The 12,792-nt window shown below is 64.5% G+C and carries 10 protein-coding genes; 5 read left to right on the top strand and 5 right to left on the bottom strand.

Annotated elements, in window-relative coordinates:
- Nucleotides 1-54: 54 nt before the first annotated feature.
- Both HU766_RS16045 and HU766_RS16040 read right to left on the bottom strand, forming a co-directional pair.
- Entirely contained in the window at nucleotides 55-687 is a 633-nt protein-coding gene (locus HU766_RS16045; protein WP_177326514.1) for a response regulator transcription factor, read from the bottom strand.
- Nucleotides 688-694: 7 nt separating this feature from the next.
- Nucleotides 695-3,082: a sensor histidine kinase gene (locus HU766_RS16040; RefSeq protein WP_186658713.1), complete on the bottom strand. Its 2,388-nt coding sequence runs from the start codon at nucleotides 3,080-3,082 to the stop codon at nucleotides 695-697.
- Between the two features lie 95 nt (nucleotides 3,083-3,177).
- Here HU766_RS16040 and HU766_RS16035 point away from each other — a divergent pair, with 95 nt between their 5' ends.
- Nucleotides 3,178-4,176 carry an alpha/beta hydrolase family protein gene (locus HU766_RS16035; protein WP_186658710.1) on the top strand — a complete coding sequence of 333 codons (999 nt, stop codon included), beginning with the start codon at nucleotides 3,178-3,180 and terminating at the stop codon, nucleotides 4,174-4,176.
- Between the two features lie 41 nt (nucleotides 4,177-4,217).
- Here the strand turns inward: HU766_RS16035 and HU766_RS16030 are convergent, their stop codons facing one another.
- The 3 genes from HU766_RS16030 to HU766_RS16020 are packed head-to-tail and all read right to left on the bottom strand — an operon-like array spanning nucleotide 4,218 to nucleotide 6,671.
- Nucleotides 4,218-4,982 (bottom strand): TerB family tellurite resistance protein, encoded by a 765-nt coding sequence (locus tag HU766_RS16030; protein WP_033703043.1) that lies wholly within the window; start codon nucleotides 4,980-4,982, stop codon nucleotides 4,218-4,220.
- 1 nt (nucleotide 4,983) lies between these two features.
- Nucleotides 4,984-5,655 carry an N-acetylmuramate alpha-1-phosphate uridylyltransferase MurU gene (gene murU, locus HU766_RS16025; protein WP_186658707.1) on the bottom strand — a complete coding sequence of 224 codons (672 nt, stop codon included), beginning with the start codon at nucleotides 5,653-5,655 and terminating at the stop codon, nucleotides 4,984-4,986.
- Nucleotides 5,652-6,671, bottom strand: coding sequence for a phosphotransferase (locus HU766_RS16020; RefSeq protein WP_033703045.1), 1,020 nt, complete (start codon nucleotides 6,669-6,671; stop codon nucleotides 5,652-5,654). The genes murU and HU766_RS16020 overlap by 4 nt, the downstream gene beginning before the upstream one ends.
- A gap of 130 nt (nucleotides 6,672-6,801) precedes the next feature.
- Here HU766_RS16020 and HU766_RS16015 point away from each other — a divergent pair, with 130 nt between their 5' ends.
- From HU766_RS16015 to rsmA, 4 genes are read left to right on the top strand one after another with little or no spacing between them, the layout of a single operon-like run.
- Nucleotides 6,802-9,642: an LPS-assembly protein LptD gene (locus HU766_RS16015; RefSeq protein ID WP_186658704.1), complete on the top strand. Its 2,841-nt coding sequence runs from the start codon at nucleotides 6,802-6,804 to the stop codon at nucleotides 9,640-9,642.
- Nucleotides 9,623-10,942 carry a peptidylprolyl isomerase SurA gene (gene surA, locus HU766_RS16010; RefSeq protein ID WP_033703048.1) on the top strand — a complete coding sequence of 440 codons (1,320 nt, stop codon included), beginning with the start codon at nucleotides 9,623-9,625 and terminating at the stop codon, nucleotides 10,940-10,942. The genes HU766_RS16015 and surA overlap by 20 nt, the downstream gene beginning before the upstream one ends.
- Nucleotides 10,939-11,928, top strand: coding sequence for a 4-hydroxythreonine-4-phosphate dehydrogenase PdxA (gene pdxA, locus HU766_RS16005; protein ID WP_033703049.1), 990 nt, complete (start codon nucleotides 10,939-10,941; stop codon nucleotides 11,926-11,928). The genes surA and pdxA overlap by 4 nt, the downstream gene beginning before the upstream one ends.
- Nucleotides 11,925-12,725, top strand: coding sequence for a 16S rRNA (adenine(1518)-N(6)/adenine(1519)-N(6))-dimethyltransferase RsmA (gene rsmA / locus HU766_RS16000; protein WP_033703051.1), 801 nt, complete (start codon nucleotides 11,925-11,927; stop codon nucleotides 12,723-12,725). Before pdxA ends, rsmA begins: the two co-directional genes overlap by 4 nt.
- Nucleotides 12,726-12,792: the final 67 nt, after the last annotated feature.

The following is a 12,792-nucleotide window of genomic DNA, read 5'->3' as shown; positions in this document are numbered from 1 at the left end:
CTCCCACAGTACTCGCTCATTGCCAACCGTCAGGCCATGTCGCAACCAGAACACTCAGACCAGCTTGTGCTCCATGGCGTACTTCACCAGTTCCGCCAGTGAGTTGACCTTGAGCTTCTGCATCAGCCGCGCCTTGTGGGTGCTGATGGTCTTGCTCGACAGCGCCAGTTGCTGAGCGATGTCATTGACGTTAGCGCCTTGGGCCAGGCGCTCGAATACCGAGAACTCACGCTCCGAGAGCAGGGTATGCAAGGGCCTGGACTCGGTCAGGCCGACCTCGAAGACCATGCGGTCGGCCAATGCCGGGTCGATGTAGCGCCCGCCCCCGGCAACCCGGCGAATGGCGGTCAACAGCAAGGCGGGGTCACTGTCCTTGGTGGCATAACCGGCGGCGCCAGCCTTCAGCGCCCGCGCCGCCATCTGCGCCTCGTCGTGCATCGACAGCATCAGGATCGCAGGGGCGTCGTTCAGGGCGCGGATGCGCGGGATGGCCTCCAGGCCGTTGACGCCCGGCATCGATATATCCAGCAACACCACTTCACAGGGGGTATGGCGCAAGGCTTCGAGCAACTGCTCGCCGTTGCCAGCCTCGCCCGCCACCTGCATGTCCTTGGCCAGGCCAATCAATTGCTTGATGCCTTCACGGACAATGGTGTGGTCTTCTGCCACCAGCACTCGAATCACGATCGGTCTCCTACTCCAACGGAATGGCCACGCTCAGGCTGGTGCCCTCGCCCGGTTCACTGTCCAGCGTCATGCTGCCCCCCAGCATCAGCACCCGTTCGCGCACGCCCACCAGGCCGAACGAGGTGGGCCGGGTCTGGTCGCGGCAAAAACCGCTGCCGTCGTCGCTGACGGTCATACGCAGTTGCCCATGCTCACGCACCAGTTCGATCTCCACGCTGTGCGCCTGCGCGTGGCGCATGACGTTGGTCAGCGCCTCCTGCAGAATACGAAACAGCCCGATGGCCTTGGCATCACTCAATGCTGGCAGATTATCCGGTACCTGCACCAGGCAGGGGATTTGTGTACGCGCCTCGAAACGCCGCGCCTGCCATTCTATGGCCGAGGCGATGCCGGCATCGAGAATCGGCGGGCGCAGTGCCGTGGCCACGTCGCGCACCAGCTGGAACAGCTGGGCGATCAGGCGCTTCATGCTCGACAAGCGCTCGTTCAGCCCTGGGTCGAGTTCGGCAAAGGCCAGTTCACACATCGACACCTCAAGCTTGAGCACGGTCAGCATCTGCCCCAGCTCATCGTGCACCTCACGGGCGATACGGGCCTTTTCTTCCTCGCGCACGCTTTCCAGGTGCGCCGACAACTCGCGCAGCTGCTCCTGCGAGCGCGCCAGCGCCAGTTCTGCCCGCTTGCCCTGGGTGATGTCCCAGACGATACCGTCCCACACCACCCGGCCATCGGCCAGGCGCCGGGTACTGGCCTTGATGTCGGCCCAACGCTGTTCACCCTGGCGCGTCAGGATGCGCCCCTGCCATGACCAGTCCTGGTTGCTGGCCAGGGCCAGGTCCTGCACCCGGTGATAGTCGCTGCGGTCTTCGGGGTGCACCAGATTGCGCAGGCCCATCTGCGGGTGCTGGATTTCGGCGGGTGCATAACCAACCAACGCCTCGCTGCCTTCGCTGATGTAGGGGAACTCCAGGTCGCCCTCGGCCGGGTCACGCTCCAGCCGAAACACCAGCCCCGGCACGTTGCCAGCGATGCCCTTGAGCCGCGCTTCGCTTTCGCGCAGCGCGGCCAGCGCGCGGTGGCGCTCGGTGACATCGGCGATATACACCACCAGGTACTCGGCGTCGCGAAAGCGCAGAAAACTCAACGACAGCTCCACCGGCAGCAAGCTGCGGTCCGCGCGCAGGCAGCGGGTCTCGAACTGCCCCACACCGCCGCCGCCCGCGCGCGCCCCCCGCCATAGTTCCAGCCAGCGGTCCATGTTCAGGTTGGGCTCGAAGTCGATCAGCGGGCGCTCCAGCAACTCACTTTGCCCATAGCCCAGCATGCGCTCTGCGGCATGGTTGGCGTAACGCACATGGCTGTCCCAGTTGACCCACAGGATACCCACGGTGCTCTGGTCGATGGCGAACTGGCTCAGGCGCAGCGCCTCTTCACGTACCTGGCGTTCGGCCAGGTTCTCGCGCGTTGCCAGCAGGCTGCGTTCCAGCTGGCGCTGTTGCCGGCGCTGCCAGGTCAGCGTGGCCAGCGCGCACAGCAGCAACAGGCCGAACAGCAAGGCGAGGTTCTGCCAAAAGCCGGCCGACTCACTCAAACGCGGGTACTTGGGTTGCAGCCAGCGCTGGTGAAGTTGCTCCAGCGCCTTGGCCGGGATGGCCTGCAAGCCCCGTTCGAGCACGTCGGCCAACAGCGGCCAGTCACGCCGCGAGCCCACCCGCAGCAGTTGCGGCAAGCCGATATCGCCGACCACCGCCAGCTCGCCGAACTCGCTCTCGCGCGACAGCCGGCTGAGCTGGGCTTCATCGAGCACCGCGTAACTGGCCTGGCCACCCACGATCAACTGCAGCGCCTCGCGCTCGTTGGGCACGCCTTGCAGGTTGAGGTTGCCGTAGTTGCTACGCAGGTAATCCGCCAACGGGCTGGGCATGCGCACGGCGACGCGCTGGTCGGGTTCGAGCGTTTCCAGCTCCACCGCCATGGCGCCCGTGCGCGGGCCGACCACCAGTTGCGGCACGCGCATGTACGGGTCGCTGAACAGCCATAGCCGCAGGCTCGCCGGGGTCTGGGTAAGGCCGGGGGCGAAGTCGATTTCGCCGGCCTGCAAGGCGTGCTCGAGGCTGGCCTGATCGGCGAAGTTACGCCAGGTCAGGTCCAGCCTCAGCGCCTGGGCCAACGCGCTCACCAGCTCGACATTGGCCCCGTAAAGTTGCTGCAGACGGCGGTCGAACTGCGCATACGGCGCCTGCAACACCAGGCCGACCCGCAGGCTGCGATGGGCCTCCAGCCACTGCTGCTGCGCGGGTTCAAGGGCTACGCTCGGCACTGCCTCGGGCCTTGCCAGCGCGATCAAGGGTAGCCACAAGCAGCCGATAACCAACAGGCGACGCATTCGCTTCATCTACACGCTCGTCTTGGCAAGGGCGGCCATGCAGCATGGCCGTCACGGGCAAATACTATTAGGCTGCCGGTATCATTCTGGCCTTGGGTTGACGCATGTCCACACTTTATCGCACGACGCTGGCACTGTGCTGCCTAGCCTCGATCCTTCCGCTCGGCGCCATGGCCGCCGACGCTGAAAAACCTTCCACCACCACCGAAGCCGCGCCCGTCGAGGCCACCCGGCCACCCCTGCTGGAACGCAGCCAGGAAGACGCCCAGGCCCTGGAGCGCCTGGTGCCCAAGGCCGAGCAGCAAACCCTGCAGGCAGGCGCCGAGCGCTTTCTGGCACTGTGGAAACCGGCCAACAGCAACGACCCGCAAGGTGCGGTGATCATCGTGCCCGGTGCCGGTGAGACAGCCGACTGGCCGAACGCCGTCGGCCCGCTGCGGCGCAAGTTCCCCGACGTCGGCTGGCACAGCCTGAGCGTAAGTTTGCCCGACCTGCTCGCCGACAGCCCGCAGGCGCGGGTTGAAGCCAAGCCCACCGAGGCACCGGCCAACGACAACGGCGAAAGTGCGCCAGCCAAGGACACCCCGACCGATGCCAACGCCAACGTCGCCCAGGCGACAGCCGCCGATGCCGATGCCGCAGAAAGCACCGACGCCGAGCAGGCCAGCGAGCAGAACGACCCTGCCGATGCCGAACGCATCTTCGCCCGCCTCGACGCCGCGGTGGCCTACGCGCAACAGCATGACGCGCGCAGCATCGTGCTGATCGGCCATGGCAGTGGCGCGTACTGGGCGGCCCGCTACCTGAGCGAGAAGCAACCCGCACAGGTGCAGAAACTGGTGATGGTCGCCGCGCAGACGCCGGCACGGGTGGAACATGACCTGGAAAGCCTGGCCCCCACCCTCAAGGTGCCGACCGCCGACCTGTATTACGCCACCCGCACCGGTGATCGCCGTGCTGCAGCATTGCGCCTGCAGGCCAGCAAGCGGCAGAAGGACAGCCAGTACCGGCAGTTGTCGCTGATTGCCATGCCTGGCAACAAGGCCGCTGAACAGGAGCAATTGTTCCGCCGGGTGCGCGGGTGGCTGAACCCGCAAGACTGATTACAAGCTGCCGGGGCCGTAGTGCGGCCCTCGGCTGTTGACTACAACCCCCGCCGCTTGCGAATCAGCCCATACGCCTGATGCAACTCACGGGTCCGTTCGGTCGCCTCGCGTACCTGGGCTTCCGTAGCGCCGCTACCCGCCAGCTTATCCGGGTGATGCCGGCTGATCAGCCGGCGATAGGCCTGCTTGACCTTGTCGCCCTCGGTATCAGCCTCGACCGCCAACAGTCGCAAGGCCGCCGCATAGGTCATGGTGCCACCGTCCAGCCCTGCCTTGCGTGGCTCGTACTCCAGCGACATGGCTTGCACCTGGCGCCGGCTCAAACCCAGCTTCTGCCCCCAGTCCAACAGCATCTCGCGCTCTTTGCTGCCAACCTTGCCGTCGGCCCAGACCATGCGCCAACAAGCACGCAAGGTCCCTTCTGCAGCATGCGGCTGCTGGCGGATACGGCGCAGATGGCCGGCCAGCCGGTCCTTGCCGGCCTTGCCACGGTTGAACGCGGCAATGGCCCGCAGCCGGGCCGCCTCAGCCAGGTCCAGGCGTACCATTTCTTGGCGCGCCTGCTGGATATGCTGCTCGGCCACCCGCCCATCGCATTTGGCCAACCTGCCGAGCAGCACGAACAGCAACTCCTCGTCGCGCAGGGCCGGGCGCCCGCCCAGGCGCTCGCGCATGTCCTCCCAGCCACGCACCCGCAGGCGCCGGTCCATGGCCTGCCCGAGCAGAGCGCCGAGCAAGGCGCCGGGGATGCTGGCGACGGCAAAACCGGCGCCGGCACCAATCACCGTGCTTGGCCACCACATCTCAGGCGCGCTCGCCGATCAGGCGCTCGGCCTGGGCCAGGCGCTCCAGCGTGCCGACATCGACCCAATGGCCACGGTAGTGCTCGCCCGTGACCTTGCCATCCGCCATGGCCTGGCGCAGCAAAGGCGCCAGCTTGAAAGCCCCCGGCTGGCAACCCTCGAACAACGCGGGGTCAAGCACCGAGAGGCCACTGAAGGTCAAGGTACCCGGCGCTTCATCGCCATCCAGCACTTGCGTGCCAGCCAGGCGGAAGTCGCCACGGTCGTGATGCCCCGGGTTGTCTACCAGCACCAGGTGCGCCAGGCCCGCAAGCGGCGCCTGCAGGCGGGTGAAGTCGTAGTCGGTCCAGACGTCACCATTGACCAGCAGGAACGGCGCCTCGCCCAGCAACGGCAGTGCCTTGAAGATCCCGCCGCCGGTTTCCAGCGGTTCGCCCTCGGGCGAATAGCGGATGCTCAGGCCGAAACAGCTGCCATCACCCAGGTGGTCCTCGATCTGCTGGCCCAGCCAGGCATGGTTGATCACCACCTCGGTAACACCGGCTGCCGCCAGGGCGCGCAAGTGGTACTCGATCAGCGGCTGGCCTGCTACCGGCACCAGTGGCTTGGGCGTGTGCAGGGTCAAGGGGCGCATGCGCTCGCCCTTGCCCGCTGCCAGGATCATCGCTTTCATGCCTGTGCTCCGGCCTTGAGTTCGGCAATCAGCTCGCCCAGCTCCGCCAATTCGGGACGGCGACCGATCACTTCATCTATATAGGCGAAGAAACGTGGGACGTCCGCCAGGTAGCGCGGCTTGCCATCGCGGTGGCAGATGCGGGCGAAGATGCCGATCACCTTGAGGTGACGCTGCACCCCCATCAGGTCGCTGGCGCGCTGAAATGCCTCGAAATCGGCTTGCACGGGAATACCGGCAGCCTGCGCTTTTTGCCAGTAATTGCGCAGCCAGCCGTCTACCCGGGCCTGCGGCCAGCTGAGGAAGGCATCCTTGAACAGGCAGGTGATGTCGTAGGTGACCGGGCCGTAGACCGCGTCCTGGAAGTCCAGCACGCCTGGGTTTGGCGTGCTGTGCATCAAGTTGCGCGGCATGTAGTCGCGGTGCACCAGCACCTTGGGCTGGGCCAGGGCACTGTCGATCAGCGCCTGGCTGACACGTTGCCAGGCGGCCTTCTGAGCCTCGCTGAAGGCCAGGCCAAGCTCTCGCCCGACGTACCACTCGGGGAACAGTTCGACTTCCCGGCGCAGCAGGGCATCGTCGTAGCTCGGCAGTGGCGCGTCCATCGGCAGGCGCTGGAACGCCAGCAGCGCATCGATGGCATCACTGAACAGGCCATCGGCATTCTGGCCATCGATGATGTCCAGGTAGGTCTGGTGGCCCAGATCGCCCAGCAGCAGGAAACCGCGCTCCAGGTCCTGGGCATGGATCACCGGCACGTGCACGCCGGCACTGGCCAGCAGGTGATCGATGGCGACGAACGGTCGGCAGTTCTCCTGCGGCGGGGGGGCATCCATGATCACGAAACTATGGCCTGCGCCCTGCCAGCGGAAGTAGCGGCGGAAGCTCGCATCGCTGCTGGCGGCAGTCAGGCTGCCTGCTGGCACTTCGCCCCAGGCGTTGTTTTGGAAAATAGTGTTGAGCTGCTCATCGAGCCAGACAGTCAGTTGTTGCAAGCGTACATCGTGATCAGGCATTACAAGGGTCTCCGACGGCCCTAGCCGTCAAGCGGGTCATGCTTTATTATCCAGCATCTTTTTCAGACCATCGAGAGGCGTGCGGCCCCACACGCGGGCAGATGGCACGCAGGAAGCCCGGACTAATAAGATGGCATTGAAATCCCCCGCGTTTCGTAGAAAGTTTCCGTTGCTGGTCACCGGCGGTTTGCTGGCCCTGCAACCTCTGGCCACGTCGTACGTCGTGGCAGCCGAACAGTTCGACTGCCAAGTGTCCGCCTCCGGTGGTTGGGACTGCAAGCCCAAGGCGCCTGTCAACAACCTGCCGCCGCGTCCGGTGCACGAGGGTGCTGCCCTCAGTTCCGGTACCGAAGCCCAGGCGGGCGAAGCCGAAACCGCGGACAAGCCGATGCTGGTCACCGAGGCCAAGGGCCGTGGCCTGAAGTCGCGCAGCGAAGACTACAGCCACCTCGACTGGGTCCCGCGTGACAAGCTTACCGCCGCCCAGCTGGCCGAAACCGGCCCGTACTGCGGTGGCGCGTACATCGAGCCGACCCGCCCTGGCATGGCCGACACCACGCCCAAGGACGAGTCGCCGACCTACATCAATGCCAAGGTGTCCAAGTACCAGCAGGAGCAGCAGATCGCTACCCTCGCCGGTAACGTGGTGATGCGCCAGGGCAGCATGCAGGCCGAGGCCGACGAGGCCAACCTCTACCAGACCGAGAACCGTGGCGAGCTCAAGGGCAACGTCAAGATCCGTGACAACGGCTCGCTGGTGGTCGGTGACGAGGCGCAGATCCAGCTCGACACGGGCGAAGCCCAGGTCGACAACGCCGAATACGTGATGCACAAGTCGCATATCCGCGGCAACGCCCTGTACGCCAAACGTGGCGAAAACGCCATCATCCGTCTCAAGGACGGTACGTACACCACCTGCGAACCGGGCAGCAACGCCTGGCAGCTGAAGGGCAACAACATCACCCTGAACCCGGCCACCGGTTTCGGCACGGCGACCAACGTCACCTTGCGGGTCAAGGATTTCCCGGTGTTCTACACACCGTACATCTACTTCCCGATCGACGACCGTCGCCAGTCCGGCTTCCTGCCGCCCTCGTTCAGCAGCAGCAGCGACACCGGCTTCATGCTGGTCACCCCGTACTACTTCAACCTGGCGCCCAACTATGACGCCACGTTGTACCCGCGCTACATGACCAAGCGCGGCCTGCTGATGGAAGGTGAGTTCCGTTACCTGACCCCGTCCAGCGAAGGCCAGTTCGGCGGCGCGTACCTGAACGACAAGAACGACGACCGTAAAGACCAGACTGACTACAAAGAACAGCGCTGGATGGTCAACTGGCAGCACAAGGGTGGCCTGGACGAGCGCCTGATGGCCGAGGTGGACTACACCGACATCAGCGACCCGTTCTACTTCCAGGACCTCGAATCCGACCAGATCGGCGTAGAGACCCAGGACCTGCTCAACCAGCAGGGCGCCCTGACCTACCGTGGCGACAGCTACACCGCGCGGTTGAACGTGCATGCCTACGAGATGGCGACCATCTCGCAGATCACGCCGTATGACCGCCTGCCGCAGATCACCTTCAACGGTAAACTGCCGTTCGAGCCGGGTGGGCTGAACCTTGCTTATGAGACTGAAGCGGTTCGCTTTGATCGGGATCTGAAAGACGACCTGGTATTCAACAAGGACGGCGTGCCAGACAGAACTGCTGGCGTTGTAACGGACCCGATTACCGGAGAAGTGCTGGGCGGCCGACGGCTTGACCAGAACATTGCCGGTATTGCCCGTGCCAACGGCACACGTCTGAACTTCGCGCCATCGATCAGCCTGCCGATGGAAGCCAGCTACGGCTACCTGACGCCAAAACTGAAGTACGCCTACACCCATTACGACCTCGACCTGGACAGCAAAGGCAAGGCCGACGCTATCAGGCTGCAGGCAGCTGATCCGGTAGCTTATGGCAGCTACAGCGGCACGGTGAACCGTGACGTGCCAATCTTCAGCGTGGACAGCGGGTTGTATTTCGACCGCAACACCTCGATGTTCGGCACCAATTACAAGCAAACCCTTGAACCGCGCCTGTTCTACCTCTACGTCCCGTACAAGGACCAGAAGGACATCCCGCTGTTCGACTCGGGTGAAACGCTGTTCAGCTACGACTCGCTGTTCCGCGACAACCGCTTCAGCGGCACCGACCGCATCGGCGACGAGAACAAACTGTCGCTGGGCGTGACCACGCGCTGGATCGAGGACGACGGCTTCGAGCGGCAGAGCTTCAGCATCGGCCAGGCCTACTACTTCAAGGATCGCAAGGTCCAGTTGCCGGGTATCAACTACAAGACCCGCGCCGACTCGCAGGCCGACGTTTCGCCGTACGCCCTGGTGTACAACTATGCGTTCAACCGCGACTGGCGCTTCAATTCGGACTTCAACTGGGACCCGGACAGCCGCAGCACCCGCTCGGGCAGCGCGATGTTCCACTACCAGCCTGAAGACAACCCGAACAAGGTGGTCAACCTCGGTTATCGCTACCGCAACGACACCATCTCCTACGACTCCCAGACCGGTACCTGGAAAGTGGGCGGCGGCGACTACGGTGTGCCAGGCAGCGAGAACTACATCAAGGACTACTACAAGATCCAGCAGCATGACTTCTCGGTCATCTGGCCGATCGTTCCGCAGTGGAGCGTCATCGCTCGCTGGCAGCATGACTACAACCGCAACCGCACCCTGGAAGCCATGGGCGGTTTCGAGTATGACAACTGCTGCTGGAAGCTGCGCCTGATCAACCGTTACTGGATCGACTACGACGACTTCAGCCAAGCCCTTCCAGCGAACGAAAAAGGCGACCACGGTATCTTCCTGCAGATCGTGCTGAAAGGCCTCGGTGGTGTAGTGGGCAACAAGGTCGAATCTTTCCTCGACGAAGGCATTCAAGGTTACCGTACACGTGAAGACCAAGCTTATTGATCGTCTGCGCCCAGTGTTGCTGGGCGCCGCTTTGCTGAGTGGCGCGGTGCATGCCGCGGTACAACCCCTGGACCGCGTGGTGGCCATCGTCGACAACGACGTGGTCATGCAGAGCCAACTGGACCAGCGCGTCCATGAAGTTCAGCAAACCATCGCCAAACGTGGCGCCGGCGCGCCACCGACCAGCGCCCTGGAACAGCAGGTGCTCGAACGCCTGATCGTCGAAAACCTGCAACTGCAGATCGGCGAGCGTTCCGGCATCCGCATCACCGATGAGGAGCTGAACCAGGCCATCGGCACCATTGCCCAGCGCAACGGCATGTCGCTGGACCAGTTCCGCGCGGCCCTGGCCCATGATGGCCTGTCGTTCGACGACGCTCGCGAGCAGGTCAAGCGCGAGATGATCATCAGCCGCGTGCGCCAGCGCCGTGTGGCCGAGCGCATTCAGGTTTCCGAGCAGGAAGTGAAAAACTTCCTCAACTCGGACCTGGGCAAGATGCAGCTCTCGGAAGAGTACCGCCTGGCCAACATCCTTATCCCGACCCCGGAAAGCGCCAACTCCGACGCCATCCAGGCGGCCGCCCGGCAGGCCGGCGATGTCTACCAGCAGCTCAAGCAAGGCGCGGACTTCGGCCAGTTGGCCATCGCCCGTTCCGCCAGCGAGAACGCCCTGGAAGGCGGCGAGATGGGCTGGCGTAAAGCCGGCCAGCTGCCACCTGACTTCGCCAAGATGCTCAGCAACATGGCCACTGGCGATGTCACCCAGCCAATCCGTATCCCCAACGGCTTCATCATCCTCAAGCTCGAGGAGAAGCGTGGTGGCAGCGAGAACGTGCTGCGTGACGAAGTGCATGTACGCCACATCCTGATCAAGCCGAGCGAAATCCGCAGCGACGCAGCCACCGAGCAATTGGCCGAACGCCTGTACGACCGCATCAAGAACGGCGAAGACTTCGGCGAGCTGGCCAAGAGCTTCTCGGAAGACCCGGGCTCGGCGCTTAACGGCGGCGACCTCAACTGGGTCGACCCAAACAGCCTGGTGCCTGAGTTCCGTGAGCAGATGGCCAACGCAGCCCAAGGCGAAGTCACCAAACCGTTCAAGACCCAGTACGGCTGGCACGTCCTGGAAGTGCTGGGCCGCCGCGCCACCGACAGCACCGAACAGGCGCGTGAACAGCAGGCATTGAACGTGCTGCGCAACCGCAAGTACGACGAAGAGCTGCAGACCTGGCTGCGCCAGATCCGCGACGAAGCCTACGTTGAAATCAAGCTGCCTGGCGCCGACCAGGCTGCACAGTGAAGCCCCTGCGCTTCGCCGTCACCCCCGGTGAACCAGCCGGCATAGGTCCCGACCTGTGCCTGCTGCTCGCCGCAGACGCCCAGCCCCATCCCCTGATTGCCATCACCAGCCGTGACCTGCTCGCCGAGCGGGCCACGCAGCTGGGGCTGGCCGTCAACCTGCTGCCGGTAGCGCCGGACCACTGGCCCGACCAGCCAGCGCCTGCGGGCAGCTTGTATGTCTGGGATACACCCCTGGCCACCGCCGTGACGGCAGGCCAGCTGGACAAGGCCAATGCCGCCTTCGTCCTGCAAACCCTGACCCGCGCAGGCACTGGCTGCCTGGACGGGCATTTCGCCGGGATGATCACCGCCCCTGTGCACAAGGGCGTGATCAACGAGAGCGGCATTGCCTTTTCCGGGCATACCGAGTTCCTCGCCGAGCTGACCCACACCGCGCAAGTGGTGATGATGCTCGCGACCCGCGGCCTGCGCGTGGCCCTGGTGACCACTCACCTGCCGCTGCGCGAGATTGCCGACGCGATCACCGCTGAACGCGTCGAGCGTGTCACCCGCATCCTGCACGCCGATATGCGCGACAAGTTCGGCATTGCCAACCCTCGCATCCTGGTCTGCGGCCTCAACCCGCACGCCGGAGAAGGCGGCCATCTGGGCCGCGAAGAAATCGACATCATCGAACCGACACTGGCCCGCCTGCGCACCGAAGGCATGGACCTGCGCGGACCGCTGCCGGCCGATACCCTGTTTACCCCCAAATATCTGGAGCACTGCGACGCAGTGCTGGCGATGTACCACGACCAGGGCCTGCCCGTACTCAAGTACAAAGGCTTCGGCGCCGCCGTCAATGTCACGCTGGGCCTGCCGATCATCCGCACGTCGGTCGACCACGGCACCGCCCTGGACCTGGCCGGCACCGGCAAGGTTGATACCGGCAGCCTGCGGGTTGCCCTGGAAACCGCCTACCAGATGGCCGAGAACCGACCATGAACGAGCAATACCAACACCGGGCGCGCAAGCGCTTCGGTCAGAACTTCCTGCACGACGCCGGCATCATCGACCGCATCCTGCGCGCCATCCACGCCAAGGCGGGTGAACACCTGCTGGAAATCGGCCCAGGCCAGGGCGCCCTCACCGAGGGCCTGCTGGGCAGCGGTGCACAGCTGGACGTGGTGGAACTGGACAAGGACCTGGTGCCGATCCTTCAGCACAAATTCGCCGGCCGTGACAACTTCCGCCTGCACCAAGGCGACGCCCTGAAGTTCGACTTCAACCAGCTCGGCGTGCCACCGCGCAGCCTCAAGGTGGTCGGCAACCTGCCCTACAACATTTCCACACCGCTGATCTTCCACCTGCTCAGCCACGCCGGGCTGATCCGCGACATGCACTTCATGCTGCAGAAGGAAGTGGTCGAGCGCATGGCCGCAGGCCCGGGTGGCGGTGACTGGGGCCGCCTGTCGATCATGGTGCAGTACCACTGCCGGGTCGAACACCTGTTCAACGTCGGCCCTGGCGCGTTCAACCCGCCGCCAAAGGTGGACTCGGCCATCGTGCGCCTGGTGCCACACGAAGTGCTACCGTTCCCAGCCAAGGACCACCTGCTGCTGGAGCGGGTCGTTCGCGAAGCCTTCAACCAGCGTCGCAAGACACTGCGCAACACCCTCAAAGGCCTGCTCGACAGCCAGGCGATCGAAGCCGCTGGTGTTGATGGCAGCCTGAGGCCTGAACAGCTGGACCTGGCGGCCTTCGTGCGCCTGGCAGACCAGTTGGCTGACCAACAAGCCTGATAGCGCCTGCACCGGCCTCTTCGCGGTTCACCCGTGAAGAGGCCGGCACCACCCCCACCCCTGCTGA

Source organism: Pseudomonas sp. SWRI77, assembly GCF_014269105.1.
GTDB classification, from domain to species: domain Bacteria; phylum Pseudomonadota; class Gammaproteobacteria; order Pseudomonadales; family Pseudomonadaceae; genus Aquipseudomonas; species Aquipseudomonas capeferrum.
The sequence above is the reverse complement of the archived record's forward strand: the minus strand, read 5'-3'. Positions and strand labels throughout refer to the sequence as shown.

Excerpts from the sequence above, each read along its gene's own strand:
- HU766_RS16035 (WP_186658710.1), top strand. The coding sequence starts at position 3,178 with ATGTCCACACTTTATCGCACGACGCTGGCACTGTGCTGCCTAGCCTCG.
- murU (WP_186658707.1), bottom strand. The coding sequence starts at position 5,655 with ATGAAAGCGATGATCCTGGCAGCGGGCAAGGGCGAGCGCATGCGCCCC.
- HU766_RS16040 (WP_186658713.1), bottom strand. The coding sequence starts at position 3,082 with ATGAAGCGAATGCGTCGCCTGTTGGTTATCGGCTGCTTGTGGCTACCC.
- HU766_RS16020 (WP_033703045.1), bottom strand. The coding sequence starts at position 6,671 with ATGCCTGATCACGATGTACGCTTGCAACAACTGACTGTCTGGCTCGAT.
- HU766_RS16015 (WP_186658704.1), top strand. The coding sequence starts at position 6,802 with ATGGCATTGAAATCCCCCGCGTTTCGTAGAAAGTTTCCGTTGCTGGTC.
- rsmA (WP_033703051.1), top strand. The coding sequence starts at position 11,925 with ATGAACGAGCAATACCAACACCGGGCGCGCAAGCGCTTCGGTCAGAAC.
- HU766_RS16030 (WP_033703043.1), bottom strand. The coding sequence starts at position 4,982 with ATGTGGTGGCCAAGCACGGTGATTGGTGCCGGCGCCGGTTTTGCCGTC.